Source organism: Streptomyces sp. NPDC056128, assembly GCF_042263835.1.
Taxonomy (GTDB): Bacteria; Actinomycetota; Actinomycetes; order Streptomycetales; family Streptomycetaceae; genus Streptomyces.
Window position 1 is genome coordinate 113,969 of sequence record NZ_JBHJVQ010000007.1, and the last position, 24,308, is coordinate 138,276.

24 protein-coding genes are annotated in these 24,308 nt (G+C 73.0%); 7 read left to right on the forward strand and 17 right to left on the reverse strand.

Annotation, left to right across the window (positions count from 1 at the left end; all coding sequences use genetic code 11):
* The first annotated feature begins 30 nt into the window (after positions 1 to 30).
* Positions 31 to 1,209, forward strand: coding sequence for an amidohydrolase (locus ACFC1X_RS16820; RefSeq protein WP_376354074.1), 1,179 nt, complete (start codon positions 31 to 33; stop codon positions 1,207 to 1,209).
* A 9-nt stretch (positions 1,210 to 1,218) separates the two neighbouring features.
* Here the strand turns inward: ACFC1X_RS16820 and ACFC1X_RS16825 are convergent, their stop codons facing one another.
* From ACFC1X_RS16825 to ACFC1X_RS16835, 3 genes are read right to left on the reverse strand one after another with little or no spacing between them, the layout of a single operon-like run.
* The gene (locus tag ACFC1X_RS16825; protein WP_376354077.1) at positions 1,219 to 3,354 is read right to left on the reverse strand and encodes a tetratricopeptide repeat protein; all 2,136 of its coding nucleotides are present in this window, start codon (positions 3,352 to 3,354) and stop codon (positions 1,219 to 1,221) included.
* Between the two features lie 58 nt (positions 3,355 to 3,412).
* Positions 3,413 to 4,273 carry an oxygenase MpaB family protein gene (locus ACFC1X_RS16830; protein WP_376354079.1) on the reverse strand — a complete coding sequence of 287 codons (861 nt, stop codon included), beginning with the start codon at positions 4,271 to 4,273 and terminating at the stop codon, positions 3,413 to 3,415.
* 56 nt (positions 4,274 to 4,329) lie between these two features.
* Positions 4,330 to 4,707 (reverse strand): four-helix bundle copper-binding protein, encoded by a 378-nt coding sequence (locus tag ACFC1X_RS16835; RefSeq protein WP_376354082.1) that lies wholly within the window; start codon positions 4,705 to 4,707, stop codon positions 4,330 to 4,332.
* Between the two features lie 89 nt (positions 4,708 to 4,796).
* On the opposite strand from ACFC1X_RS16835, the gene ACFC1X_RS16840 reads away from it, so the two are divergent.
* On the forward strand, positions 4,797 to 5,156 hold the full coding sequence (locus tag ACFC1X_RS16840; RefSeq protein ID WP_376354085.1) for a DUF6479 family protein: 360 nt from the start codon (positions 4,797 to 4,799) through the stop codon (positions 5,154 to 5,156).
* Between the two features lie 10 nt (positions 5,157 to 5,166).
* On the opposite strand, the gene ACFC1X_RS16845 is transcribed toward ACFC1X_RS16840, so the two are convergent.
* The 3 genes from ACFC1X_RS16845 to ACFC1X_RS16855 are packed head-to-tail and all read right to left on the reverse strand — an operon-like array spanning position 5,167 to position 8,062.
* A complete protein-coding gene (locus tag ACFC1X_RS16845) occupies positions 5,167 to 5,856 on the reverse strand; it encodes a hypothetical protein (RefSeq protein WP_376354088.1) in 690 nt (229 codons plus the stop codon).
* 8 nt (positions 5,857 to 5,864) lie between these two features.
* Positions 5,865 to 7,376: an ATP-binding protein gene (locus tag ACFC1X_RS16850; protein ID WP_376354091.1), complete on the reverse strand. Its 1,512-nt coding sequence runs from the start codon at positions 7,374 to 7,376 to the stop codon at positions 5,865 to 5,867.
* Entirely contained in the window at positions 7,373 to 8,062 is a 690-nt protein-coding gene (locus ACFC1X_RS16855; protein WP_352153778.1) for a response regulator transcription factor, read from the reverse strand. Before ACFC1X_RS16855 ends, ACFC1X_RS16850 begins: the two co-directional genes overlap by 4 nt.
* A gap of 113 nt (positions 8,063 to 8,175) precedes the next feature.
* Here ACFC1X_RS16855 and ACFC1X_RS16860 point away from each other — a divergent pair, with 113 nt between their 5' ends.
* Positions 8,176 to 9,132 (forward strand): DUF3152 domain-containing protein, encoded by a 957-nt coding sequence (locus ACFC1X_RS16860; protein WP_376354094.1) that lies wholly within the window; start codon positions 8,176 to 8,178, stop codon positions 9,130 to 9,132.
* A 51-nt stretch (positions 9,133 to 9,183) separates the two neighbouring features.
* Here ACFC1X_RS16860 and ACFC1X_RS16865 read toward each other — a convergent pair whose 3' ends face one another.
* The 5 genes from ACFC1X_RS16865 to ACFC1X_RS16885 all read right to left on the reverse strand — a co-directional run bounded on the left by ACFC1X_RS16865 (position 9,184) and on the right by ACFC1X_RS16885 (position 13,223).
* Positions 9,184 to 9,393, reverse strand: a complete 210-nt coding sequence (locus ACFC1X_RS16865; RefSeq protein WP_376354097.1) for a hypothetical protein — start codon at positions 9,391 to 9,393, stop codon at positions 9,184 to 9,186.
* A gap of 55 nt (positions 9,394 to 9,448) precedes the next feature.
* Complete coding sequence (locus tag ACFC1X_RS16870; RefSeq protein WP_376354100.1) at positions 9,449 to 10,453, reverse strand: TerC family protein; 1,005 nt, start codon at positions 10,451 to 10,453, stop codon at positions 9,449 to 9,451.
* A 28-nt stretch (positions 10,454 to 10,481) separates the two neighbouring features.
* The gene (locus ACFC1X_RS16875) at positions 10,482 to 11,528 is read right to left on the reverse strand and encodes an SPFH domain-containing protein (RefSeq protein ID WP_161332247.1); all 1,047 of its coding nucleotides are present in this window, start codon (positions 11,526 to 11,528) and stop codon (positions 10,482 to 10,484) included.
* A gap of 2 nt (positions 11,529 to 11,530) precedes the next feature.
* Positions 11,531 to 11,962: an NfeD family protein gene (locus tag ACFC1X_RS16880; protein WP_376354102.1), complete on the reverse strand. Its 432-nt coding sequence runs from the start codon at positions 11,960 to 11,962 to the stop codon at positions 11,531 to 11,533.
* A 121-nt stretch (positions 11,963 to 12,083) separates the two neighbouring features.
* Positions 12,084 to 13,223 carry a winged helix DNA-binding domain-containing protein gene (locus ACFC1X_RS16885; RefSeq protein ID WP_376354104.1) on the reverse strand — a complete coding sequence of 380 codons (1,140 nt, stop codon included), beginning with the start codon at positions 13,221 to 13,223 and terminating at the stop codon, positions 12,084 to 12,086.
* Positions 13,224 to 13,336: 113 nt separating this feature from the next.
* Here ACFC1X_RS16885 and ACFC1X_RS16890 point away from each other — a divergent pair, with 113 nt between their 5' ends.
* On the forward strand, positions 13,337 to 14,191 hold the full coding sequence (locus ACFC1X_RS16890) for an alpha/beta fold hydrolase (protein ID WP_376354107.1): 855 nt from the start codon (positions 13,337 to 13,339) through the stop codon (positions 14,189 to 14,191).
* Here the strand turns inward: ACFC1X_RS16890 and ACFC1X_RS16895 are convergent.
* The 3 genes from ACFC1X_RS16895 to ACFC1X_RS16905 form a co-directional block, all read right to left on the reverse strand.
* On the reverse strand, positions 14,188 to 14,766 hold the full coding sequence (locus tag ACFC1X_RS16895) for a dihydrofolate reductase family protein (protein ID WP_376354110.1): 579 nt from the start codon (positions 14,764 to 14,766) through the stop codon (positions 14,188 to 14,190). The genes ACFC1X_RS16890 and ACFC1X_RS16895 overlap by 4 nt on opposite strands.
* 95 nt (positions 14,767 to 14,861) lie before the next feature.
* Positions 14,862 to 15,284 (reverse strand): cupin domain-containing protein, encoded by a 423-nt coding sequence (locus ACFC1X_RS16900; RefSeq protein ID WP_376354112.1) that lies wholly within the window; start codon positions 15,282 to 15,284, stop codon positions 14,862 to 14,864.
* A complete protein-coding gene (locus ACFC1X_RS16905; RefSeq protein ID WP_376354115.1) occupies positions 15,281 to 16,759 on the reverse strand; it encodes an MFS transporter in 1,479 nt (492 codons plus the stop codon). The genes ACFC1X_RS16900 and ACFC1X_RS16905 overlap by 4 nt, the downstream gene beginning before the upstream one ends.
* A gap of 86 nt (positions 16,760 to 16,845) precedes the next feature.
* Here ACFC1X_RS16905 and ACFC1X_RS16910 point away from each other — a divergent pair, with 86 nt between their 5' ends.
* Positions 16,846 to 17,514 (forward strand): TetR/AcrR family transcriptional regulator, encoded by a 669-nt coding sequence (locus ACFC1X_RS16910; RefSeq protein WP_376354117.1) that lies wholly within the window; start codon positions 16,846 to 16,848, stop codon positions 17,512 to 17,514.
* Between the two features lie 9 nt (positions 17,515 to 17,523).
* Here the strand turns inward: ACFC1X_RS16910 and ACFC1X_RS16915 are convergent, their stop codons facing one another.
* A complete protein-coding gene (locus tag ACFC1X_RS16915) occupies positions 17,524 to 18,423 on the reverse strand; it encodes a virginiamycin B lyase (protein WP_376354120.1) in 900 nt (299 codons plus the stop codon).
* 235 nt (positions 18,424 to 18,658) lie between these two features.
* Between ACFC1X_RS16915 and ACFC1X_RS16920 the strand changes: the two genes are divergently transcribed.
* On the forward strand, positions 18,659 to 19,873 hold the full coding sequence (locus ACFC1X_RS16920; protein ID WP_376354122.1) for a phosphatidylserine/phosphatidylglycerophosphate/cardiolipin synthase family protein: 1,215 nt from the start codon (positions 18,659 to 18,661) through the stop codon (positions 19,871 to 19,873).
* Positions 19,874 to 19,905: 32 nt separating this feature from the next.
* Here the strand turns inward: ACFC1X_RS16920 and ACFC1X_RS16925 are convergent, their stop codons facing one another.
* The gene (locus ACFC1X_RS16925) at positions 19,906 to 20,760 is read right to left on the reverse strand and encodes a helix-turn-helix transcriptional regulator (RefSeq protein WP_376354125.1); all 855 of its coding nucleotides are present in this window, start codon (positions 20,758 to 20,760) and stop codon (positions 19,906 to 19,908) included.
* 179 nt (positions 20,761 to 20,939) lie between these two features.
* Here ACFC1X_RS16925 and ACFC1X_RS16930 point away from each other — a divergent pair, with 179 nt between their 5' ends.
* The gene (locus ACFC1X_RS16930) at positions 20,940 to 21,887 is read left to right on the forward strand and encodes an SDR family oxidoreductase (protein ID WP_376354127.1); all 948 of its coding nucleotides are present in this window, start codon (positions 20,940 to 20,942) and stop codon (positions 21,885 to 21,887) included.
* A 24-nt stretch (positions 21,888 to 21,911) separates the two neighbouring features.
* On the opposite strand, the gene ACFC1X_RS16935 is transcribed toward ACFC1X_RS16930, so the two are convergent.
* On the reverse strand, positions 21,912 to 24,197 hold the full coding sequence (locus tag ACFC1X_RS16935; RefSeq protein WP_376354129.1) for a glycoside hydrolase family 3 C-terminal domain-containing protein: 2,286 nt from the start codon (positions 24,195 to 24,197) through the stop codon (positions 21,912 to 21,914).
* Between the last annotated feature and the right edge of the window lie 111 nt (positions 24,198 to 24,308).

Consider the following 24,308-nt stretch of genomic DNA (forward strand, 5'->3'; position numbering starts at 1 on the left):
CCCGTCTCAGCACTCCCCCTAAGGAGCCCCATGAACCGGCACGACCCGCGCGAACGCGCCCGAGCCGTCGTCACCCGGCGCCAGGACGACGTCCTCGCGCTCAGCCACAGCCTGCACGCCGAACCCGAACTCGCCTACGAGGAGCACCGGTCGGCCCGGAAGATCGCCGACCTGGTGGAGGCCGCCGGTCTCGACGTCACGCGCGGCGCCCACGGTCTCGACACCGCCTTCGAGGCGACGGCCGGCGACGGCGAACTCGTCGTGGCGATCACCGCCGAGTACGACGCGCTGCCCGGCATCGGCCACGCCTGCGGGCACAACGTCAACGGCGCCTCGGCGGTGACCGCCGCGCTCGCCCTGGCCCCGCTCGCCGACGACCTCGGCCTCACCGTGAAGCTGCTCGGCACCCCCGCCGAGGAGTACGGCGGCGGCAAGGTCGACCTGCTGAACGCGGGCGCCTTCGACGACGTGGCGGCCGCGATGATGGTCCACGCGGCGCCGTCCGACGGGGTCGGCATGACCTCGCTGGCCATCGGGAGCTGGCAGGTCCGCTACACCGGCCGCACCTCGCACGCGGCGGCGATGCCGCACAAGGGCGTCAACGCCGCCGACGCGATGATGATCGCCCAGGTGGCGATCGGCGCGTACCGGCAGCAGATGATCCCCGGCGGCGTGGTGCACGGCGTCGTCACGCACGGCGGCGAGGCGCCGAACGTGATCCCGGGCCTGGTGACCGCGGACTACGACTGCCGCGCCGAGACCGCCGAGGACCTCGCCGCGCTCCAGGCCCGTATCCGTGCCTGCTTCGAGGCGGGCGCCCTGGCCACCGGGGCGGAGCTGGCGCTGGAGGCCGTGGGCAACGACTACGCCGATCTGCGGCAGGACCTGGAGATGTGCGGCGTCTACCGGGACAGCGCGCGGGACCTGGGCCGTTCTGCGGACGCGCCCGACCTCGGCATGCGGGGCGGCTCCACCGACATGGGCAACGTCTCTCACCTGGTGCCGACCATCCACCCGAGCATCGGCTACGACTGCGGGGACACGATCATGCACAACCCCGAGTTCACCCGGTACGGGACCAGCGCGGGCGCGGACCGGGCGGTGCTGGACGGCGGGCTGGCCATGGCGTGGACGGCGATCGCCCTGGCCTCGGACGACGGGCACCGGGCCCGGCTCCTGGCGCGGCTGGCCGGACGACGGGCCGCCTGAGCCGCCCGCTCAGTGCGCCGCCGCCCGGTGTGGTGCCGGGGCCCCGCGGTACAGCTCCGCGGCCTCGGTGGCGCGGCCGAGCTGTTCCAGGCAGTGCGCCTCGTCCTCGCGGGCGGTGCGGGTGTCGGGGTGGTCGGGGCCCAGGACGCGGTGGCGGGCGCCGGTGACCAGGCGGTACTCGGTGAGGGCGGCGGACCAGCGGCCGAGCCGGCACAGCGCGACGGCGACCTCGCGGCGGCTGACCAGGGTGTCCGGGTGGTCGGCGCCCAGGACTCGGGCGCGGGCCGCGCACACCTCGCGGGACTCGGCCAGGGCCTCGGCCCAGCGGCCGAGCCGGCCGAGGTTGACGCCCAGGCCGTGCCGGGCGCGCAGGGTCTCCGGGTGCTCGGGCCCCTGGACGCGGGTGCGGTCGGCGATCAGTTCCGCGTAGAGCGCCAGCGCTTCGGTGCTGCGGCCGAGGCGGCCCAGGGCGATGCCGGTCTCGTGGCGGGCGGCGAGGGTGTCGGGGTGGTCGGGGCCCAGCGCCCTGCCGCGGGCCGCGGCGACGCCCCGGTAGGTCGCCAGGGCTTCGGGCCAGCGGCCCAGCCGCCCGAGTTCGTAGGCCACCTCGTAGCGGGTGACGAGGGTGTCGGGATGGTCGGGGCCGAGTACGCGGGCGCGCGCGGCGGCCACCTCGCGGGCCATGCGGTGGGCGTCCTCGGTGCGCCCGAGGCGGCCGAGGTTGAAGGCCAGGTTGTGGCGGCAGCGCAGGGTGTCGGGGTGCTCGGCGCCCATGGTGCGCTCCCGGGCGGCCAGGACCGCCGTGTAGACCTGGTGGGCGTCGGTGTGCCGGCTCAGCCGTCCCAGGGCGTAGGCCATCTCCTGGCGGGCGGCGAGGGTGTCGGCGTGGTCGGCGCCCAGCACCCGGATCCTGGCCTCGGCGACGCGCTTGTAGGCCCGCAGCGCGTCGGCGGCGTGCCCGGTGCGGCCGAGGACGAAGGCGACCTCGTAGCGGCTGGCGAGCGTGTCGGGGTGGTCGGGGCCGAGCAGGTGCTCGCGTTCGGCGGCCACCTCGCGGTGCACCTCGCCTGCCTCCTCCCAGCGGCCGAGCCGCCCCAGGCTCAGGCCCGCGTGGTGCCGTGCGGCCAGGGCGGCGACTCTCCCGGTGCGGTCGGGCGGCGTGGTGCGCCGCCCGGTGCCGGTCCCCGCGTGTCCGGTGGTCTGGCCCTGGGTCCAGGAGGGCGGCGCGGTGCGGGCCCCGACCGGCACGGGCGTCCGCGGCACGGGCGCCGCCGGGGCCGGCCCGTGCGCCGGTGCCGTACGGCCGGCGGTGATCCGGCGGGCCAGTTCCCGGGCGTCGTCGGGGCGTTGCTCGGGCCGCTTGGCCAGCAGGTCCAGGATGATGCGGTCCAGGTAGCCGGGCAGGTCGGCGCGGTGGCCGCGGGGCGGCTCCGGCTCGGTGTCGCGGTGGCCGACGAGGACCGCCCAGGTGTCGTCGAGGTCGAACGGCGGGGCGCCGGTGGCCACCTCGTACAGCACGCAGCCCAGCGAGTACAGGTCGCTGCGCCGGTCGACGTCGTCGCCGCCGATCTGCTCCGGCGACATGTAGTGCGGGGTGCCCATGGCGATGCCCGTGCCGGTCAGCCGGGCGGTGAACCCGACGTCGTGGCCGAGCCGGGCGATGCCGAAGTCGCAGATCTTCACGGTGCCGTCGGCGAGCCGGACGATGTTCGCGGGCTTCAGGTCGCGGTGCACGATGCCCTGCTCGTGGGTGTAGGCGAGCGCCTGGGCGACCTGTTCGGCGATGTCGACGACGTCGGGCACCGGCAGCGGGCCGTTGCCGTTGTCCTTGAGGAGCCGGCTCAGGTCGCGGCCCTCCAGCAGCTCCATGACCAGGAAGAGCACGCCGTCGCACTCGCCGAAGTCGTGCACGACGGTGACCCCGCGGTGCTGGAGCGCGGCGGCCACCCGGGCCTCGCGCCGGAACCGCTCCCGCAGCACGCGGGTGAACGACTGGTCGTGCTGGGTGCCCAGCGGTTTGAGGCATTTGACGGCGACGCGACGGCCCAGTGACTCGTCCTTCGCCCGCCAGACCTCGCCCATGCCGCCGCGCCCGATCCGCTCCAGCAGCCGGTACCGGCCCTGGATCAGCGTGGTGTCCCCCATCTCGCTGCCCGCCCCCGTAGCAGTCCGCGCCCTCCCCTGGCCGGTCCAGTATGGCGGCTTATCGTCCGAGTTTGTACGGTGCCGGGCGCACGGCCGGACCGAGCCGCGCCATCGCGCTCAGGATGTGTTTGGGCGGCAGTTGCCAGCGCAGACGTGCGGGAATCCCGCGCAGCAGGGTGCCCGTGGCGCGCAGCCGCCGGGTGACGGTGGCGGGTGGGGGCGCCGGTCTGCCGTACAGCTCGTGCGCGTACGGCGGTAGGGAGTCGTACGCCAGATGTGCGACCCGCCGCCACAGCAGTGCGCGGGCCGGGACCAGCAGGGGCGGGACGGGCGGGTTGCGCAGGAAGTCGTCCACCTCGTGCGCCTCGCCGCCGGCGGCCAGCTCGGGCCGTACCCGGTCGAAGTAGGCGGCCAGCTCGGACCGGTCCGCGGGTACGGCGTGGGGGTCGAGGCCGACGAGGCGGGCGCTGTGCCGGTGCTCGGCGAGGTAGCGGTCGGCGTGGGCGTCGGTGAGGGGGTAGCCGGAGCGGCGCAGGACGTGCAGGTAGGAGCCGATCTCGGCGCAGTGCACCCACATCAGCAGCGCGGGGTCGTCCACGCCGTACCGCTCCCCCGTGCCGGGGTCGGTCGCGCCGAGCATGCTGTGGATCTTCCGGACCCGGGCACCCGCCCGCTCGGCGGCCTCCGTGGTGCCGTACGTGGTGGTGCCGACGAATCCGGCGGTGCGCATCAGGCGGCCCCAGGCGTCGCGCCGGAAGTCGCTGTTCTGCGTGACACCGCGTACGGCGCGGGGGTGCAGGGCCTGGAGGTAGAGGGCGCGGATTCCGCCGATCCACATCATCGGGTCGCCGTGCGCCTGCCAGGTCACCGAGTCCGGGCCGAACAGCCCCGGATCGGCGTTCGAACGCATCGCCGCCATGCCGCGAGGCTAACGCCCCGCGCGGCCGGATCCCAGGGGCCGCTGTTCCCCGGGTGTCAGCGCAGGGTGGCCAGGAACTCTCCGCAGGCCCGGGCGCAGTCGCGGCACGCCTGCGCGCTCTCCTCGGCGCCCGGGTGCGCGTCGAAGACGTGGGCGCTCTCCAGGCACACCTGCCGGCACCACTCCAGCTGGACGCGGATGGCGTCCTCGTCCACCTGGTTCTGTTCGGACAGCACGCGGCAGGTCGCGTCGCAGACCTCCGCGCACATGATGCCCCGGCGCCGTACGAGTTCCTGGTTCTCGGTTCCGTCCGGGTCCACGAGGCTCGCCCGCAGCGCGCAGGCCCTGGCGCACTCGGTGCACGCCTGTGCGCACGCGAAGCGGTCCTCCAGGAAGCGGAACAGTTCCTGCTGGGAAGTCGTCGTCGATGTCACACCGCGCGGGTTGCCGCTGCGAGCGGCGGCAAACCGGCGGGCCCGGTGTTTCCAAGGGTTCTGGCGGGAATTCCGGGTACCCGCGCGCCATGAACGACACAGGGATGGACCTGGCCGCGGGCACGGGCGGGCTCGGCGTCGGACTGATCGTGGCGGCCGTCGTGGTGGTGGCCCTGCTGATCGGCGCGTTCGCCTTCGGCAGCCGTCAGAAGCGCCGTGAGTCTCCGCCGCCGCTGCCGGAGGAGCAGCCCCGTCTGCCCGACGACGGGCCCGTGCGCGAGGTACGGGAGCGGCGGGAGCCCGACGAGATGCCGCGGAGCGACGAACGGACGCTGCCGCACGACCTGGGCCATCAGGGCAGCCGCACCGCCCCCGGGCAGGAGCGGCCCCGCTGGGACGAGGGCGGCAGCGGTGCGTTCGGCAGCGGAGGGCCGGGCGGACGACGCTGACGCGGGTTCGTCAGCCGCCGCCACCGCCGGTGCCACCGGATGGGCCGGGGGCACCGGTTCCGCTGTCGTCGGGCGTGCCGGTGCCAGTGCCGCTGTCGCTGGGCACGGCGGTTTCGGTGCCGCCCGTCCCGGCCGGGGCCGGTTCCGCGCCTGCCGGGCAGTCGTCACTGGAGCGGCCCGCGAGCCGGCCGCCGGGCTGTTCCACGGTCACCTGCGCCCGGTCCAGTGCCGGGTCCTGACGCAGCCGGGCGGCGGCGACCGTGCAGGCCAGCTGGTCCACGGCCGTGTCGCTGAGGCTGCTGGTGCCGCGCGGCAGGAGCACGGTGACCGACGCCCCGTCGACACGGACGGTGGGCGCGGCGGCGGTGAGCGGCAGTTCGGTCGTCAGTCCCCTGTTCCGCTCCTGGTCGTCCGGGCCCTTGAACAGCATGAGCACGATGGTGCCGGGATCGGTGGCACCGGGCACCGTACGGGTCACCGACGCCAGAGTGCCGTCGTCGACGAAGAAGAGCGGCACGGTGGCGACGGGCACCGCCGTGGGTTGTGCCTGGGACGGGCTGGGAGCGGCGCCCGGTTCCAGGACGCCGGTCGCGGGTTCACCCGCCTCGACCACGCCGGTCTCGGGGATGCCGCAGCCGGCCAGCGGGAGCAGCGCCGCGAGCAGCAGCGGGAGGGCGCGTCGGGCGGTCCGTGGTGTCATCGACGGTTTCATGTCCGGTCCCCCTTGGCCGCGTCCGCCGCCCCGTCCCGCGCGCCGTCGCGCGGCAGGGGCAGGACGACCGTGAAGACGGCGCCGCCGTCCGGGTCGTTGGCCGCCCGGACGGTGCCGCCGTGCAGGCGTACGTTCTCCGCGGTGATGGCCAGCCCGAGTCCGCTGCCCTCGCTGCGGGTGCGGGCGACGTCCGACTTGTAGAAGCGGTCGAAGACGTGCGGCAGGACGCGCTCGGGGATGCCCTCGCCCCGGTCGCGGACGGTGAGGACCGCCTGTCCCCCGGTGCGGGTTTCGTCCCCCGCGCTCAGGCCGACGTGGACCGGGGGTGCGCCGTGCCGCAGGGCGTTGCCGACGAGGTTCGCGACGACGACGTCGAGGCGGCGCGGGTCGACCCGGCCGCGCAGCTCGCCCGGTCCGGGCAGGCCGGCCGTCACCGAGTCCAGCCAGCCGCGGGAGGCGAGCGTGCGCCGTACGGACTCCGCCAGGTCGATCTCGTCCAGGTGCAGGGCGGCGGCCCCCGCGTCGAACCGGGATATCTCCATCAGGTCGTCCACCAGGGCGGCCAGCTTGGTGGTCTCCTCGCTGATGAGGCGCACCGCCGTCGCCGTGTCCTCGTCCAGTCCGGCGGCGTCCTCGTCCAGTACGTCCGTGACCGCCGACATCGCCGCGAGCGGGGTGCGCAGTTCGTGCGAGACGTCCGCGGCGAAACGGCGGGCGCCGGCCTCCATGCGCCGCAGCTCCGCCACCGAGCCCTCCAGGGCGGCGGCCGTCTCGTTGAAGGTGTGGGACAGGTCGGCGAGTTCGTCGGAGCCCTGCACCGCGAGCCGGGTGTCCAGGCGGCCCTCGGCGATGCTGCGGGTGGCCCGGCGCAGTGCCCGCACGGGTCGCAGCACCCCGCGCGCGGCCAGCAGCGCGATCAGCACGGCCAGCACCAGCGCCGGCACGGTGGCCCGTTCGATGGCGGTGACCAGGGCGTCGACGTAGCCCTGTTCCTCCTGCTGGGGCACGGTCAGGTAGACCTCCAGGCCTGAGGCGCGCTCGGCGACGGCGTACGGGCCGGTGAAGGTGACCGGCATGCCGACGACGAGTGCGGACCGGCCGTCGTGCGAGACCCGCTGGAACACGGTGGCCCGGCGGGAGCGCACGGACTCGCGCATCTCCGGGGACAGTTCGCGGAAGGCGTCCCCGGGGCGCGAGGTGGCGTCGGCGTCCCGGTAGGCGGCGAGCACCCGCCAGGTCTGGGACCGGCCGCTGCGCGCGACGTCGGCGGCGAACGCCTGGAGATCGGCCGCGTCGGGCGGGAAGCGGTAGTTGGGGACCAGGGTGTTGACCCGGTGCCGGAAGTCCTCGATCACGGTGTCCTGGCTCTGCTGGAGGACCCCGTTGCGTGCCTCGCGGAAGGTCAGCGCGCCGGTCGTCACGGTGGCCACGACGGCGACGAGGGTGAAGGCCACCACCAGCCGCACGCGCAGCCCGTTCAGCGCGCGCAGCGCCCGCGGAACGTTCACCGGGCCCCGAACCGGTAGCCGAAGCCACGCACGGTGTGGACGTGGCGGGGACTCCCCGCGGGCTCGCCGATCTTGGCCCGCAGGCGCTTGACACAGGCGTCCACGAGGCGGGCGTCCCCGTGGTAGCTGTGCTCCCACACGGCTTCCAGGAGCTGCTGGCGGCTGAACACCTGGCCCGCCGACGCGGACAGCGTGAGGAGCAGCCGCAGTTCCGAGGGGCCGAGGGCGACGGGCCGTCCCTGGTGGGTGACGGTCAGTCCGGCCCGGTCGATGACCAGGTCGCCGTGGTGTTCCGTGCGGGGGGTGCCCTGGTCGTCCGAGGTGCCGCCGGCGCGGCGCAGTACCGCGCGGATGCGTGCGTCCAGGACCCGGGCGCGGACCGGCTTGACCACGTAGTCGTCGGCTCCGGCCTCCAGGCCGACGACGATGTCCGTGTCGTCGCCGCGGGCGGTGGCCATGATGATCGGCACCTGGTCGTGGGCGCGTGCGCGGCGGCACACCTCCAGGCCGGACATGCCCGGCAGCATCAGGTCGAGGACGACGGCGTCGGGCCGGAACGACCGCAGCAGCTCCAGCCCTTCCTCGCCCGTCGCGGCGGCGGCGACCTCGTGCCCCTGGCGGCGCAGGGCGAGGCGCAAACCGTCGCGGACGGCGCGGTCGTCTTCGATGATCAGGACCCGTGGCATGGGTCTCAGTATGCGTATGAACGGGCGGGCGTCCCCGCGCGGGTGACGGCTGTTACACAGCGGTCCCACAGCGGTCCACGGGCGATCACACCGTCGCGGCACGCTTTGTGATCATGAAAGAGCGCCGATCGACCCCCTCGTCCTCCTCCGTAACGGACCGGCGGCACCGCCGCGGGACCCGCGGCCGCCGTGGCAGCGGTGCGCGCCGCCGGCGGGGCGTCCGGTCGCGTCTGCTGTGGCCGGGGCTCGCGGCCGGGGCGGTGCTGGTGCTCGCCGGCGGTCTGGCCCTGCGGGAGGGCGGGGAACCCGCCGCCGGCCGCTCCGTCGGCGCCACCGGCCCGGCGGACTCGCCGGCCCCCTCCGCGTCGTCCGCCGCGTCCGCGCGGCCCGGGCCGCGCGACGCCGTGGAGACGAAGAAGGCCGAGACGACGGAGCAGGCGGAGTCGACGGAGAAGGCCGACGGGACGGAGCGGACGGGGAAGGACCGCGACCCCGGCTCGATCCCGTCGTCCGGCCCGGGGACGTTCGCCACCGCGGACGGCGGCGGGGAACGGGTCGGCGGGAGCGGGCGGACGCTGACCTACGTGGTCCAGGTCGAGGACGGCATCGGGATACCGGCCCGGGACGTCGCGGACGAGGTCGAGCGGATCCTCGCCGACGAGCGGGGCTGGACGGCGGACGGGAAGGTGGGGTTCCGACGGGTGTCGGGCGGCGCGTCCGACTTCCGGGTACGGCTCGCCACGGCGGGGACGGTGGACACGATATGCGGCCGGTACGGTCTGGACACCGGCGGCGAGGTCAACTGCAACGTCGGTCAGGACGTCATGGTCAACCTCAAGCGGTGGCTGCTGGCCACGCGGTACTACGCGGACGACGTGACGTCGTACCGGGCGCTGATCATCAACCACGAGGTCGGGCACTTCCTGGGCCACGGCCACGAGGGGTGCCCCGGGGCGGGGCGGCCGGCACCGGTGATGATGCAGCAGATCAAGGGCCTGCACGGCTGCCGGACCAACGTCTGGCCCTACGACGCCGAGGGCAGGCCGATCACAGGGCCCGCCGTCGGCTGAGCCCGGGCGGGCGCGGGCCCCTCGGCGCCGTGTGCCGGTGGCGGAACGGTGTCAGTGGTGGGGGCCGGTGGCGTCGGTGCCGCAGTCGGGGTTCCGGCAGGTGCCCGGCCCCCAGACCGGGACGTAGATCCCGAGGGTCTTGTGCCGGGTGATCTCCGCCGGGACGGAGTGACCGCAGGTGGGGCAGATGTCATGACGCTGCGAGTCGGCCTGCCGCGGTGCGGTGCGGGTCTGTTTCGTCTGCTGCGTGTGACTGCTCATGGTTCTCACGTCCGCACTCGGAACGGATATGGGAGGCTTTGGGGAGACTTTACCCCTATTTTACGTTCTTATGTTCGGGTGAGGTCAGGACTTCCTCGTCGGGACCGCCCGTGTCCCCGCCGTCCTTGTCGGGTGGGCGCCGCAGGCTCAGGAACACCGACGCCGCCAGGACCACGACGATGACCGCCAGGCTCACCGGCGAGGGGATCTCCGGCACGGAAGGGCTGACTATCTTGTGGGTCGCCTGGAGGATGAGCTTGACGCCGATGAACCCCAGGATGATCGCCAGGCCCTTGCTCAGGTAGTGGAAGCGGTCGAGCAGCCCCGAGAGCATGAAGTACAGGGCCCGCAGGCCGAGGATGGCGAAGGCGTTGCTGGTGTAGACGATGAAGGTGTCGTCACTGACCGCGAGCACGGCCGGCACGCTGTCCACGGCGAAGATCAGGTCCGCCGCCTCGATCGCGGCGACGACGGCGAGCAGCGGCGTCGCCACGTGCTTGCCGGCCTCCTTCACGAAGAACTTCGGGCCCGCGTAGGTGTCCCGCACGGGGATGATCTTGCGCAGCAGCCGGACGGCGAAGCTCTTGCCGGGGTCGAAGCTCTCCTCCTCGCCCTTGAGGATCTTGTAGACGCTCCAGAAGAGGATGGCCGCGAAGGCGAACAGCACGGCCGTGAAGCGGTTGACCACGGCCACGCCGGCGGCCAGGAAGATGCCGCGGAACACCAGCGCGCCGATGACGCCGAAGAAGAGCACGCGGTGCTGGTAGGCGCGGGGCACCTGGAAGTAGGCGAAGATCAGGGCGAAGACGAAGAGGTTGTCGACCGAGAGACTCTTCTCCAGCAGCCACGCGGTGGTGTACTCGGTGCCCGCGGTCGGGCCGAGGACAAGGAAGACGATCGCCCCGAAGACGAGCGCCAGGCTCACCCACAGGCCGCTCCAGGCGGCCGCCTCCTTGAATCCGATGACGTGTGCGCTGCGGTGGGCCAGGAGGTCGACGGCGAGCGACACGACGACGGTGGCGGCGAAGGCTATCCAGAGCCAGAAGGGCACATCGAACATGGGGGCCTCGCATGGACGGGCGGGGTTCTCATCGGTCCTCGGTCACGGGGGTGGCGCGCATCGCCTCGGAGGTCACCCGGTCGGCCCGGGCGGCGTCGGCGAGGGCCTCGGCGGCGGCCTCCGCGGCCTGCGCCGTGTCGTTGGCGGCCTGGGCGGCACCGTCGTCCGAGCGGCTCTCGCGCGTGGCGGGCGACTGGGGCAGCGCTTCGGTGAAGGCGCGGGAGACGCCCTGGAGCGCGGAGGTGACCTCGCTGGGGATGACCCAGAAGGTACTGCCCGAACCCTGGGCGAGCTGCGGGAGCACCTGGAGGTACTGGTAGGCCAGGAGCTTGGGGTCGGGGTCGTTGCGGTGCACGGCCTGGAAGACCTCGTCGATGGCCCGGGACTGTCCCTCGGCCTTGAGGATCTCGGCGGTGCGGTTGCCCTCCGCGCGCAGCACGGCGGCCTGCTTGTCGCCCTCGGCGGTGAGGATCTGCGACTGGCGCTGGCCCTCGGCGCCGAGGATCGCGGCCCGCTTGTCGCGCTCGGCCCGCATCTGCTTCTGCATCGCGTCCTTGATGGACTGCGGCGGGTCGATGGCCTTGATCTCCACCCGGTTCACGCGCAGCCCCCATTTGCCGGTGGCCTCGTCCAGTACGCCGCGGAGCTGGCTGTTGATGGTGTCGCGCGAGGTGAGGGTCTTCTCCAGGTCCATCGAACCCACGACGTTGCGCAGGGTGGTGACGGTGAGCTGCTCGACCGCCTGGAGGAAATTCGCTATCTCGTAGAAGGCCGCGCGTGGATCGGTCACCTGGAAATACAGCACGGTGTCGATCTCGACGACCAGGTTGTCCTCGGTGATGACCGGCTGCGGTTTGAAGGAGACGACCTGTTCGCGCAGGTCTATCACCGGATAGACCCGGTCGATGTAGGGGATGACGAGGTTCAGCCCAGGTTTCAGCGTGCGATGGTAGCGGCCGAGCCGTTCGACATTTCGGGCACGGGCCTGGGGCACGATGCGAACCGCCCGCACCACGGTGAATACCGCGAGAAGCGCGACGATCACACCGGCGATCAGGAACGCCGAGACTTCCATGGTCACTCCCGGGGATAGACGAATGCGGTGGTGCCGCTGATCTCCAGGACGTCGACGGTCGTCCCGCGGGGAATCACCAGCGTCTCGTCGTAGGAACGGGCGCTCCATTCCTCACCGCCGATGCGGACCCTGCCCTCCATGCCGGTCACCTCGGAGACGACGTACGCGGCCTTGCCGACCAGTGCCTCCACGCCGAACCGCTCGGTCTGGGGCTGCAGGAGATGGCGTACGGCGACGGGGCGCACGAACAGCAGGGTGACCGTGGCGACGACGGTGAACAGCAGGAACTGGAAAGGCGGCGAAAGACCGGCCGCGGCGGATCCCGCCGTGATCAGCGCGGCCGCACCCAGCATTCCGAGCGCGGCGGTCAGAGTGAAGATCTCCGCCACGATCAGGACCGCCGAAACGATCAACCAGATCAGCCACGGATCCATGGCGACCCCTCCCGGACGGTGCGAAAAGAGCGGTCTGTTGATCAAGTAATGATCAAGGCGCCACAAAGGCGCCTTTGGAGTAATTTTACCCGCTTCCCATAAAATCCGACCCCGCCCGGGATCAGCCCTTAACGATCACGTGTTCGGCACCCGGGAGGCCCTTGTCCCACCAGTGTCCGTAGCGCCGGTAGACGGCCGGATCGCGGTCGGCGAGCAGCGCCGACAGTTTCTCCGCCTCCTCGGTCACCCCGCGCCACGCGGTCTTGCCGAGCTTGTGGAAGGCGGTCAGTTCCAGTCCGCCGTCGACCGTGCGCCACACCCCGGCGACCCGGCCGTCGACCAACAGGGAGGGCAGCACGTCGCCGTTGCGGCGGACGACCGCCGGGCGGTACTCGGGAGGCAGGAACCGTCCCGGTACGACGTGCGCGAGCAGGGTGCTGTCCCACATCGGCAGCAGCCGGGGCGGAGGCTCGGTGTCCTCGGCCGGCACGGTGGCGTCCGCCAGGTCGAACAGGGCGGCGCGGCCCCGGCCCGCCACCGGCACCACCCGGTCGCCGAGTTCGTGCAGCGCCCCGTCGACGGCGCCGCGCGTCAGCAGGGTGAAGCGGGCGAAGTCCTGGGCGGTGGCGGGCCCGAACGCCCGCAGGTAGGAGAGCAGCAGCCGCCGCACCCCCGCGGCCGCCTCCCCCGGACCGTTCTCGGCGTCCGCCGGGGCGGCCAGGTAGGCATTGCGCGCGGTGAACGACCAGGGCCCGCCGGTCGGCCCGTGATGTATCGGCGCGTAGGTGCGCAGCGCCCACCACACGCGGTGCGCGTCCTCGCCGAACCGCGCGGTGACCTCCTGCTCCACCTCGGCGCCGGTGCGGGGCCGGTCGAGGAACCCGGCGAGTTCCGGGAGTACCCCGTCGGCGTCGGCGGGGGTCAGCGATGTCGAGGTGAAGCGGCGGTCGTACAGCCGGGAGGCGCGCAGGGTGCTCAGCATGGCCGCGCGGTAGGGCGCGTAGTCCTCGGCGTGCACGGCGTGCAGGGTGATCCGCATCAGGCTCGCCTTGACGATCCGGCGCTCCGCGAACGCCGCGTCGAGGTCCTCCGGCGCGAAGTCCCGCACCCGGTTCCACAGCGCCAGGTACGGCGACGCCGGTGACTGCGCCTGCAGCGCGCAGACCCGGCGGACCGCCTCCGCCACGTCCAAGCGCGCGCGTTCGAGCAGGAGTTGCCGGTCCAGGGTGGCCAGGGCGAGGCGTCGCGGGGTGAGAGTCACGCACGGATTATGGCCCCCCTCCGCGTGCGCAGGGCGACGTATGCGCGGAGGTCCCTCCCACGCCCTCGCCCGTCGGAGCGGCCGGGCCGCTCAAGGCCGGATACGGTGGTCCGATGAGTACCGTCAACGCCAACGAAGTGTCCCTGGGTGTCGAGTCGTTCGGTGACGACGACGCGCCCCTCGTGCTGCTCGCGGGCGGGACGACGATGCTGTCCTGGCCCGACGCGCTCTGCGAGCGACTGGCCGCCGGTGGCCGGCGCGTGGTGCGCTACGACCTGCGCGACAGCGGCGAGTCGACGACGGCGGACCCGGAGGCGCCCGCCTACACCCTGCGGGACCTCGCCGCCGACGCGGCGGCGCTCGCGCACGCCCTGGGCGGCGGGCCCGCGCATCTCGCGGGGATCGGCGTCGGCGGGATGGTCGCCCAGGTGGCCGCCCTCGACCATCCGGAGGCGTTCTCCGCGCTCACCCTGGCCGGCACCCGCGCGGTCGCCCCCGGCCCGCCCGACGACGACCTCCCCGACCACGACGCGGCGACGATGAGCCGCCTGTTCGCGCATCCCATGCCGGACTGGACCGACCGGGAGGCGGTGGCGGAGTTCGCCGCCGCCGGTGCGGCGATCCTCGGCGACGACCCCGACGCCGCGCGCACGACGGCCGCGCGCGTCTGGGACCGCACGCCCGGCACCGCGCCCCCCGTGCAGCTGGCCAACCAGCTCGGCATGGTCTTCTCCGCGCTCGACTGCGCGCCCCGCTGGCGCGAGCGGCTGCCCGGGATCGCGGTCCCCACGCTCGTCGTCCACGGCCGCCGCGACCCGTTCTTCCCCGTCGGCAACGCCGAGGCTATCGCGCGCGAGATCCCCGGCGCCCGGCTGCTCGTGCTGGAGGACGCGGCGACCGCGATCCCCGACACGTCGGCCGACGAGGTCGCCGAGGCGATGCTCGCGCTCGGCACGGGCCGGCCCTAGTCGCCGGCGCCGGGCGGCCCGTCGAGGACCCTGGGGACGTACTCCAGCAACTGGAGGCCGCCGTCGAACGTGCGGTGTTCGACCATGTCCAGGGCGAGGTCGGGATAGCCGTCGAAGATGCGGTCCTTCCCGGTGGCGCCGGTGATGACCGGGAAGACGACCACGCGGAAGCGGTCGACCACGCCGGCCGCGATGAGCGACCGGCACAGGGTGAGGCTGCCGAGGGTGCGCAGCGGGCGCCCGTCGCGCCGCTTCATCTCCCGTACGGCCGCCACGGGCTCCTCGCGGTTCAGCTCCGTACCGGACCACGACAGCGGCGCCTCCAAGGTCGAGGAGAACACCACCTTGGGCGTCGCGGCCAGGAGGGCCATCCCCGGGTCGTCGGGCATCTGGGCGGCGAACCCCGACATGAGCCGGTACGTCGTGGCGCCCATGAGGGCCGTGTACTCCTTCCGCGAGTCCTCCTCCAGCCAGGCGAGGTACTCGGGCCCCTCCATGCCCCAGAAGCCCGGCCATCCTTCCGCGGCCCCGTAGCCGTCGAGCGAGATGATGAAGTCCACCATGAGGCTTGACATCGGCCTCTCCTCCTTGCCGCACGTGTACGTAAGAGTGCTGACCGGCGGCGGGGCCGAAAGTCATCGGCGCGGGCGGGACGACGCGTGGCCCGGGCTCATTGGGCCGGCGGGTCCCCCGCAGGGCCGGTGCGCTTCTCCAGGCGGGTGCCGGCGCGGAGCGTGATGGACATCAGGTCGCTGGGGGCGTCCAGTTCGAGGCGGTGCCAGCGTCCGCGCGGGACGATCACGGCGGTGCCCGGCCGCAGCCGGACCGTCTCCTCGCCGGTGTCGGGCCCGGTGAGCCGCAGGTGGAGGCGGACACCGCCGGTCAGGCAGCACACCGCCTCGTCGGCCTCCGGGTGCATCTCCCAGTGGTCGGCGTGCACGTCGGCATCGCTCTCCACGTGGAACGTGGCGACCTGCCAGGCGCCGGCCCCGCCGCTCGCCATCCGCCGCTCACCGGCCCGGACGTCGCCGCCGGGGCCGATGTGCAGGGCGGAGGTGAACAGGTCGAGGGGCGAGAGGGCCGTCGTGGTCATGATGGTGTTCCTTCCAGTTCGTCATCGGCTTCGTCATCGGCTCGGTGCTTCGGTGCGTTCTTCGCCGCGCGCTCCGCTTCGTTCTCCGCGGTGGGCTCGGGGCGCGGGCCGGGTGCCGCGGCCCGGCGGCCGGGCAGCACGCGGACCGCCACGACGGCCGCGAGCACGAAGAGTGCGGCGGCGACGGCCAGGCCGAGGGCGTAGCCGTCGTTGAGCGCGGTGGGGCCGGTCGCCGTGCCGGTGCGGTGTTGGGCGAGGGTGGCCAGGGCCGCCAGCCCGATGCAGCCGCCGAGCTGGCGGGAGCTGTTCATGAGACCGGAGGCCATGCCGGCCTCGTGCGGGGCCACCCCGGTGGTCGCGGCGGCGACGATGGGGGCGATGACCAGTCCGACGCCGAAGCCGGTGACGAGGCAAGGGCCGAGCACGTCGGTGAGGAAGCCGCCGTCGGGGCTGATGAACGCGAACCAGACCAGGCCGGCGGCGGCCAGTAGGGCGCCGGGCACCAGGGACGTCCGTGGGGTGCGCGCGGAGGTGACCCGGGTCGCGACGAGGGTGCCCGCGATCAGGCTCACCGAGAAGGGCACGAACGCGGCGCCGGTGGCCGCGGCGCCCATGCCCAGGACCTGTTGCATGTACAGGGACACGAAGTAGAACGCCGCGAACTGACCGGCCGTGGAGAAGAACACCAGCACGTTGGCGCCGGCGACCCAGCGGCCGCGCAGCAGACCGAGGCGGAGCAGCGGTGCCGATGTCCGGCGCTCGGTGCGGACGAAGGCGGCCAGGAGCGCGGCCCCGGCGACGAGCATCACCCACGTGACGGGTGCTCCCCACCCCTCGGCATCGGTGCGGACGACACCGAGCACCAGCAGCCCCACGCCGCAGGTGGCGAGGACGGCGCCGAGCACATCGAGCCGGTCGCGCCGGGCGGGCCGCGCGTCGGCGGGGACGCCGGCGGGAACCAGCGCGAGGGCCACCGCCACGATCGGCAGGTTGACCAGCATCACCCAGCGCCAGCCCGCGTACTCCGTGAGCAAGCCGCCCACCAGCACGCCCAGTGCGCCGCCCGCGGCGTTCACCCCGCTCCACACCCCGAGCGCGCGCACCCGACGCGGGCCTTCGGCGAACGTGGTGGTCAGCATCGCCAGGGCGGCGGGGGCGGCAGCGGCGGCGCCCAGTCCCTGACCGGCGCGCGCGGCGATCAACTGCCAGGGTGCCTGGGCCACTCCGCCCGCCAGCGAGCACAGCCCGAAGACGGCCAGGCCCAGTACGAAGAGCCGACGCCGGCCGAACAGGTCGGCGGCGCGGCCGCCCAGCAGCAGGAACCCGCCGAGGGTGAGCGCGTAGGCGTGCACGACCCAGGACAGTCCGAGCGGCGCGAAGCCCAGGGCGGTGCGCATGGCGGGCAGCGCGACGTTGACCACGGACAGGTCCAGGGCGACCGCGAACTGGGCCACGGCCACCGCCGCGAGGATCATTCCGGGATGACCTCGTGAGTTTCTATACATGTAAGAAAACTACAGCGGGCGGCAGCCGCTGTCGACACCTGAGGGATGATGAGGGCATGCCGCAACCGTCCGCACCGCGCAAAACCCCGGGCCGGCCGCCCCGTATCTCCCGGGAGGAGGTCGTCGGCACAGCCCGCAGGATCGTGGACGCCGACGGCGTGGACCGGCTGACCATGCGTCGGCTGGCCACCGAGATCGGCAGTACGCCGATGGCGCTCTACCACCACGTCCGCAACAAGGAAGAGCTGCTCGTCCTGCTCCTGGACGACTACGCCGCGCGGACGCTGCACCGGCCCGAGCTGCCCTCCGAGCCCCGCGAGCGCGTCGTCGTCGGTGCCGCCGCGATCCACGAGGCGCTCGCCGCCTGCCCCTGGATCGTGGAGGTGCTGACCGCCGACGACCTGCTGTCCACGTCCGCCCTGTGGTTCGTGGAGCAGATCGTGGACGGGCTGGTCGCCTGCGGCCTGTCTCCCGAGCGGGCCGTGCACGGCTACCGGGCGATCTGGTACTACACCGCCGGAGAGATCGTGGTCCGGACGACGGCGGCCCGGCGGCGCGCGGACGACGGCCGTCCGACGTACCGGGAGCAGGTCTTCGACGGCCTCGACGCGGACGAGCTGCCCCGCTTGGCCGAGGTCGCCGGCCGCTGGGCGTCACTGACCGCCGAGGACACCTACCTGGACGGCCTCCGGGCCCTGGTGGACGGCTTGCTCGCCCAGCGCTGAACCTTTGAGTCAGCGTGTCGTCAGGCGGGCGATCGTCCCGTTCTCCAGGGCGGTCCAGATCGCGCCGTCCGGTCCCTGGACGATGCCGTGGGGTTCCGAGGCCGGGGTGGGGAGGTCGTACTCGTCGATCTCGCCGTCGGGGGTGATCCGCCCGACCCGGTTGGCCCCCCACTCGGTGAACCAGCAGCTGCCGTCGGTGCCGGCGGTAATGGCGTGCGGGCGGGACTCGGGGTCGGGCAGGGCGAACTCGCCGATCGTGCCGTCCGGCGTGATCCGCCCGATCCGCCCGGCGCCGATCTCGACGAACCACATGGCGCCGTCGGCCCCGGCCGCGATGCCGACGGGGGCGGCGCCCGGGGTCGGCAGCGGATGGACGTCGACGGCGCCGTCGAGACCGATGGCGCCGATCGCGTTCGCCTGGTTCATGGTGAACCACAGCCGGTCGTCCCGGCCGACGGCGATGCCCGAGGGGAAGGCACCCGACACGGGGAGGGGGAACTCGGTGACGTGACCGTCGGTCGTGATGCGGCCGATGCGGTCGGCGCTCGCCTCCGTGAACCACAGCGCGCCGTCCGGGCCCGCCACGATCCCGAACGGCCCGGCGTCCGGCGTGGGCAGCGGGAACGAGACGACGTCCCCGGCCGTGGTGATACGGCCGATCCGGTGGCCGCGGAACTCGGTGAACCACAGCGCGCCGTCGGGCCCCGCCGTGATGGTCGACGGTCCGCCGGAGGCCGGTTCCAGGGGGTGGGAGTCGGTTGCGCCGTCCGGTGTGACGCGCCCGATCCGCCCGTGGTGGACCATGGTGAACCACACCGCGCCATCGGGTCCGGCGGTGATCCCGTAGGGGCCTGCCTCGGGGTCGGAGACGGAGAACTCCTCGATCGAAACGGTGGGGCGGCGCGACATGGGCGGCTTCCTTGATCGGTCGGCGGCGGGAGTCCGACAGCGGATGCTAGTCGTGCCGCGGTCACCACGCCTCCGGTTATTCCGGCGGCCCGGCCGCCGGCCACGCCTCGCGGGACGACGCGCATGCACGGCGACGGACAGGGCAGACTGAGCGTCGTCGGCGTCGGCCGACGGCTCAGGGGCGGGTTCACCGGGAACTGTCGCTTCCCCTTGCACGCTTCGGAAGGAAACAGGGATGACGAGTGTCCAGGAGGTCCCGTCGGCCTCCGCCCGCGCGGCGGACGACGGTGCGGTGACGGAACGAGCCGTGCGGATACGGCGCCGCCTGGAACGTCTCATCGGCATCGCGGCGACCGAGGGCAACGCGCTGGTTCCGCTGCGCAACGGGGACGAGATCTTCCCGGCCATGCTCGACGCCATCCGCTCCGCCGAGCACACCGTGGACATGATGACGTTCGTGTACTGGAAGGGCGAGATCGCGCGCGAATTCGCGCACGCCCTTGCCGAGCGGGCCCGGGCCGGCGTGCGCGTGCGGCTGCTCCTTGACGGCTTCGGCAGCCGGCTCATCGACACCGACCTGCTCGCCGAGATGGACCGGGTCGGCGTCCAGGTGGCCTGGTTCCGCAAGCCCGCGCACCTGTCGCCCCTCAAGCAGAATCACCGCTGCCACCGCAAGGTGCTGGTCGTGGACGAGCAGGTGGCCTTCACCGGCGGCGTGGGCATCGCCGAGGAGTGGTGCGGCGACGCCCGCAACCCCGGCGAGTGGCGGGACACCCACGTCCAGGTGCGGGGACCGGCCGTGGACGGCGTCGCGGCCGCGTTCGCGCAGAACTGGGCCGAGTGCCACGACGAACTCTTCGACGACCGCGACCGCTTCACCCCGCACCGCACCCACGGCGACGCGGTGGTGCAAGTGGTGCGCGGCTCGGCCAGCTTCGGCTGGCAGGACATGCAGACCCTGATCCGGGTCATGATCGAGTCCGCCGAGGAGCGTTTCCGGCTGACCACCGCCTACTTCTCCCCGGACAGGTATTTCATCGAACTCCTGTGCGCCGCCGCACGGCGCGGCGTGGAGGTGGAGATCCTGCTGCCCGGCCCGCACACCGACAAGCGCGTCTGCCGGCTGGCCGGACAGCACTACTACGACGATCTCCTCGCCTGCGGGGTGAGGGTCTACGAGTACCAGCCGACCATGATGCACGCCAAGGTCATCACCGTGGACCGTACGGCCGCTCTCGTCGGGTCGACCAACTTCAACCGGCGCTCCCTCGACCACGACGAGGAAGTCATGCTGGCCGTCCTGGACGCGGAGTTCACCGCCACCCTGGACGCCCACTTCGGCGCCGACAAGGCGGCAGCCGAGCCGATCCGCAAGGGTGCCTGGAAGCGGCGTTCGGTGCTCCAGCGCACCCGCGAGGCAGCCGTCCAGCCCATCCGCCGGTTCCTGTGAGGTGACCACCGGTGCCGCGCGCCACGCCCTGATCAGCGCAGTGCCCGCGCCTGCGGCCCGATGACCGCGAGGAGGCGCAGTCGGTCGTGGCTCTCGCTGCCCGGGACCGCCGTGTGGACGAGCAGGCGGTGTGACTGGTCCGGGTCGAGGAGGGTCTGGCAGTTCAGTTCGAGGGCGCCGACCTCCGGATGGCTGAAGCGCTTGACGTGGTGGGGCCGGATGCCGACCTCCTGCTTGTCCCACAGACCGCGGAACTCGTCGCTCCGGGCGAGGAGCAGCTCGGCGTAGTGGGCGGCCCGGGAGCCGGGGCCCCGCAGCGCGGTGATTTCACGCAGCCCGGAGGCGAACATCCGGGAGAGGAACGCGTGATCCTCCGGCGCGTAGAGCCCGCGGGTGGCCGGATCCATGAACCAGCGGTAGCCGATGCTGCGCGCGGGGCCGGTGTAGCGCGTCGTGTCGCCGGTGAGCGCGATACCGAGCGGGGTCTGCCGCAGCGTCTCCCCCAGTTCGGTGACGACCTCCGCGGGCGTGTCGTCCAGCCGGTCGAGGATGCGCAGCAGGCCGGGGCTGATGTGCTCGTCGACGGCGCCCGTGCCCCGGACGGGCGGGGCGTGGCCGCCGAGGCGGAACAGGTGGTCCCGCTCGTCGAGGGAGAGGTGCAGCCCCTGCGCGATCGAGGCGATCATCGACTCGGACGGCTGCGGGCCGCGCTCGCGCTCCAGCCGGGCGTAGTAGTCGGTCGACATGTGACACAGCTCGGCGACCTCCTCGCGGCGCAACCCGCTGGTCCTGCGCCGCCGTCCGCGCGGGAGGCCGACGTCCTCGGGTTGCAGCAGCTCCCGGCGGCGCCGCAGGAACGCCGCGAGCCCGGCCCGGTCGATCTCCATGCGCTGTCTCCCTCTCGTACCGGTCCCTTTTCTAGCGTGCGCGTCCGCGCTTATCCACGGTCCGCCGATCCCCCTCTCCGACGGCGCCCCGCGACCGCGCGCATAGGTGGATCGGGAGTCCCTGGATGCGTCCGGTCGCCGGGGTGACGGTGGAGGCAACGACATCGTTGGGAGCAGACATGCCACGCCAGGACATCGACATCACCGTTCCCGACCTGACCGGGAAGCGCGCTGTCGTCACCGGAGCGAGTGACGGGATCGGGCTCGGCATCGCGACGCGTCTGGCCGCCGCCGGCGCGCAGGTCGTCATGCCGGTCCGCAATCCGCGCAAGGGCGAACGGGCGGCCGCCGAGATCCGGGAGCGGATCCCCGGCGCGGACGTGTCCCTGCGTGCCCTCGACCTCTCCTCGCTCGCCTCCGTCGCGGAGCTGGGCAGGACGCTGCTGGACGAGGACCGCCCCGTCCACCTCCTCGTCAACAACGCCGGCGTCATGACCCCGCCCGACCGGCGGACGACGGCCGACGGCTTCGAGCTGCAGTTCGGCACCAACCACCTGGGGCATTTCGCCCTGGTCAGCCACCTCCTCCCCCTGCTACGGGCCGGCCGGGCCCGCGTGACGTCCCAGATCAGCGTCGCGGCGAACCGCAACGCCATCAACTGGGACGACCTGAACTGGGAGCGTTCCTACAACGGCATGCGCGCCTACAGCCAGTCGAAGATCGCCTTGGGTCTCTTCGGCCTCGAACTCGACCGGCGCAGCGAAGCGGCGGGCTGGGGCATCACGAGCAACCTCTCCCACCCGGGAGTCGCGCCGACGAGCCTGCTCGCCGCCCGCCCCGAGGTCGGCCGCGCCCGGGACACGCTGGGCGTACGCCTGATCCGCGCCCTGTCCGCCCGCGGCGTCGTCGTCGGAACGGTGCGCACGGCGCAGTTGCCCGCCCTGCACGCCGCCACCGCCCCCGAACCCGAGGCCACGGGCGGCGGCCTCTACGGGCCGAGCGGGCCCGGACACCTGGGCGGCCCGCCGGCGCAGCAGAAGCTGTACAGCCGCCTGCGCGGTACGGAGGACGCGCGGCGCGTCTGGCAGATCTCCGAGGAACTCGTGGGCGCCCCCGCCTGGAGGTAGGCCGGGCACATGGTCAGACCATGGTCAGACCACGGCCCCGGCGAATCGTGCGACCGCTTCCTCGATCTGTTCCTCGCTCAGGGGGAATCCGGGGAAGCGGGAGAGCCGTTGCAGCGGTATCGCACGGATCATCTGACCGTTGTGCGGATCGAAGAGGATCGCGCCGAAGCCCTGGTCGCCGACGGCCTCGCGGAGCCACGGTCCGGCGGCGCGGTGGGACAGCCACTCCTCGGCCGGGGAGTCGGACCGGAGCGGGAGGGCGACGTCGTCGCCGGTGAGTCCGACGGCGGTCTCCAGGCGGATGTCGCGGGACGAGGAGCCGACGCGCAGGCCGAACGTGCCGCCCTCGACGACCCACCGGTTCAGTGTCTCGTTCCAGAAGGCGAAGGCCCGCCGGCCGAGGGCGAGGGTGACCAGGGAGCTCTCACCGGGCTCCAGGGTGACCCGCGTGAACGCGCGCAGTTCCTGGGCGGGCCGGGTCACGGTCGATTCGGGGTCCGTGACATAGAGCTGGACGGTCTCGGTGCCCGGCCGGTCACCGGTGTTGGTGACGGTGACCGTGACCTCCACCTCCGGCTCGGCGCCGTCGGACCGGATCACGGCGTCGACGTCGTCGTAGGAGAACGTCGTGTAGGACAGCCCGTGACCGAACGGGTAGGCGACGGGCATCCGGCGCGTGTCGTACCAGCGGTAGCCGATCAGGAGGCCTTCGCCGTAGTGGACACGGCCGAAGTCGCCGGGGAAGTTGCCGAAGGCCGGGTTGTCCTCGTGGCGCAGCGGGATGGTCTCGGCGAGCTTGCCGGAGGGGGTGGCGGCACCGAGGAGGAGGTCCGCCACGGCGCTGCCGCCCGCCTGCCCGAGCAGCCAGCCCTCCAGCACCGCCCGGGCTCGCTCCTGCCAGGGTGTCAGGCATACGGCGGACCCGTTGGTCAGCACCACCACCACGCGCGGATTGACGTCCGCGACCGCGTTCAGCAGGTCGATCTGGTGGGCGGGCAGGTTCATGTGGGCGCGGTCGTAGCCCTCGGACTCGTACGAGGGGGGCAGACCGAGGAAGAGCACGGCGGTGTCGGCGTCCGCCGCGGTGCGCACGGCCTCGGCGACGAGAGCCGGGTCGGCCGACTCGGACTCCACCACGAAGCCGGACGCGAAGGCCACCTCGCGACGTCCGTCGACCGCGGTGCGCAGCGCGTCCAGCGCCGGGACGACGCGGGTCGGGTTGACCTGCGACGAGCCGGCCCCCTGGAAGCGGGGTGTGCGGGCGAACTCGCCGATCACGGCGATCCTTCCGCCCTCTGCCGGGTTCAGCGGCAGGATTCCCTCCTCGTTCTTCAGCAGGACGGCGCTGGCGAGGGCGGCCTCCCGGGCGAGATCGTGGTGGGCGTCGGCGTCGAACTCCGTGTCGGTGTCGTGTCCGGCCTCGGCACGGTCCACGAGCGTCAGGAGGCGGGTGACCGCGAGATCGAGGTCGGACTCGGTGAGCTGCCCGGAGCGGACGGCTTCGAGGATGTCCTCGGTGCCCGTGCCGCCGGACGCGGGCATCTCCAGGTCGACGCCCGCGGTCAGGGACCGCGCACGGCTGCTGACACCGCCCCAGTCGGACACCACGAGGCCGTCGAAGCCCCACTCCTCGCGCAGGAGCCCGGTGAGCAGGGCGCGGCTCTCGGCGACGTACGTGCCGTTGATCTTGTTGTACGAGGACATGACGGTCCACGGCCGGGCCTTGGTGACGACCGTTTCGAAGGCGGGCAGATAGATCTCGCGCAGCGTCCGCTCGTCGACCTCGGCGGACACCGTCATGCGGTCGGTTTCCTGGTTGTTGGCGGCGTAGTGCTTGACGGACACGCCCACGCCCTGGCTCTGCACGCCGTTGGTGAACGCGGCACCGAGTTCACCGGCGAGCGCCGGGTCCTCGGAGTAGTACTCGAAGTTCCGGCCGCACAGCGGTGAGCGCTTCATGTTGATGCCGGGCCCGAGGACGACCGAGACCCGCTCGGCCCGGCACTCGCGGCCGATCGCTTCCCCCACCCGGGCGAGCAGGGCAGTGTCCCAGCTGGAGGCGAGACCGGCGGCGGGCGGGAAGCAGGTGGCGGGGACGCTGTCGAGGAGGCCGAGATGGTCCCCGCCCTCCTGCTGCTTGCGCAGGCCGTGCGGGCCGTCGGACAGCATGATCGCGGGAATGCCGAGCCGCTCGACGGGCTGTGTGTGCCAGAAGTCCGAGCCGTCGAGCAGTTGGGCCTTCTCCTCCAGGGTGAGCCCCTTGAGCAGCGCCGGGATGTCGAGTCGCGACGTGACGTGAGGTGCGGGCATGGCGGTGCCTCCTTCGAGTCGTACGTGTGTTGCCGACCGGTGCCTCTTGCCTGCCGGGCACCGGGTGCCATATGAATGCTGACACGTGTAACCCGCTCTACGGAAGGCTTC

Excerpts from the sequence above, each read along its gene's own strand:
- ACFC1X_RS16820 (WP_376354074.1), top strand. The coding sequence starts at position 31 with ATGAACCGGCACGACCCGCGCGAACGCGCCCGAGCCGTCGTCACCCGG.
- ACFC1X_RS16825 (WP_376354077.1), bottom strand. The coding sequence starts at position 3,354 with ATGGGGGACACCACGCTGATCCAGGGCCGGTACCGGCTGCTGGAGCGG.
- ACFC1X_RS16830 (WP_376354079.1), bottom strand. The coding sequence starts at position 4,273 with ATGGCGGCGATGCGTTCGAACGCCGATCCGGGGCTGTTCGGCCCGGAC.
- ACFC1X_RS16840 (WP_376354085.1), top strand. The coding sequence starts at position 4,797 with ATGAACGACACAGGGATGGACCTGGCCGCGGGCACGGGCGGGCTCGGC.
- ACFC1X_RS16845 (WP_376354088.1), bottom strand. The coding sequence starts at position 5,856 with ATGACACCACGGACCGCCCGACGCGCCCTCCCGCTGCTGCTCGCGGCG.
- ACFC1X_RS16855 (WP_352153778.1), bottom strand. The coding sequence starts at position 8,062 with ATGCCACGGGTCCTGATCATCGAAGACGACCGCGCCGTCCGCGACGGT.
- ACFC1X_RS16860 (WP_376354094.1), top strand. The coding sequence starts at position 8,176 with ATGAAAGAGCGCCGATCGACCCCCTCGTCCTCCTCCGTAACGGACCGG.
- ACFC1X_RS16865 (WP_376354097.1), bottom strand. The coding sequence starts at position 9,393 with ATGAGCAGTCACACGCAGCAGACGAAACAGACCCGCACCGCACCGCGG.
- ACFC1X_RS16870 (WP_376354100.1), bottom strand. The coding sequence starts at position 10,453 with ATGTTCGATGTGCCCTTCTGGCTCTGGATAGCCTTCGCCGCCACCGTC.
- ACFC1X_RS16875 (WP_161332247.1), bottom strand. The coding sequence starts at position 11,528 with ATGGAAGTCTCGGCGTTCCTGATCGCCGGTGTGATCGTCGCGCTTCTC.
- ACFC1X_RS16880 (WP_376354102.1), bottom strand. The coding sequence starts at position 11,962 with ATGGATCCGTGGCTGATCTGGTTGATCGTTTCGGCGGTCCTGATCGTG.
- ACFC1X_RS16890 (WP_376354107.1), top strand. The coding sequence starts at position 13,337 with ATGAGTACCGTCAACGCCAACGAAGTGTCCCTGGGTGTCGAGTCGTTC.
- ACFC1X_RS16895 (WP_376354110.1), bottom strand. The coding sequence starts at position 14,766 with ATGTCAAGCCTCATGGTGGACTTCATCATCTCGCTCGACGGCTACGGG.
- ACFC1X_RS16900 (WP_376354112.1), bottom strand. The coding sequence starts at position 15,284 with ATGACCACGACGGCCCTCTCGCCCCTCGACCTGTTCACCTCCGCCCTG.
- ACFC1X_RS16905 (WP_376354115.1), bottom strand. The coding sequence starts at position 16,759 with ATGATCCTCGCGGCGGTGGCCGTGGCCCAGTTCGCGGTCGCCCTGGAC.
- ACFC1X_RS16910 (WP_376354117.1), top strand. The coding sequence starts at position 16,846 with ATGCCGCAACCGTCCGCACCGCGCAAAACCCCGGGCCGGCCGCCCCGT.
- ACFC1X_RS16915 (WP_376354120.1), bottom strand. The coding sequence starts at position 18,423 with ATGTCGCGCCGCCCCACCGTTTCGATCGAGGAGTTCTCCGTCTCCGAC.
- ACFC1X_RS16920 (WP_376354122.1), top strand. The coding sequence starts at position 18,659 with ATGACGAGTGTCCAGGAGGTCCCGTCGGCCTCCGCCCGCGCGGCGGAC.
- ACFC1X_RS16925 (WP_376354125.1), bottom strand. The coding sequence starts at position 20,760 with ATGGAGATCGACCGGGCCGGGCTCGCGGCGTTCCTGCGGCGCCGCCGG.
- ACFC1X_RS16930 (WP_376354127.1), top strand. The coding sequence starts at position 20,940 with ATGCCACGCCAGGACATCGACATCACCGTTCCCGACCTGACCGGGAAG.
- ACFC1X_RS16935 (WP_376354129.1), bottom strand. The coding sequence starts at position 24,197 with ATGCCCGCACCTCACGTCACGTCGCGACTCGACATCCCGGCGCTGCTC.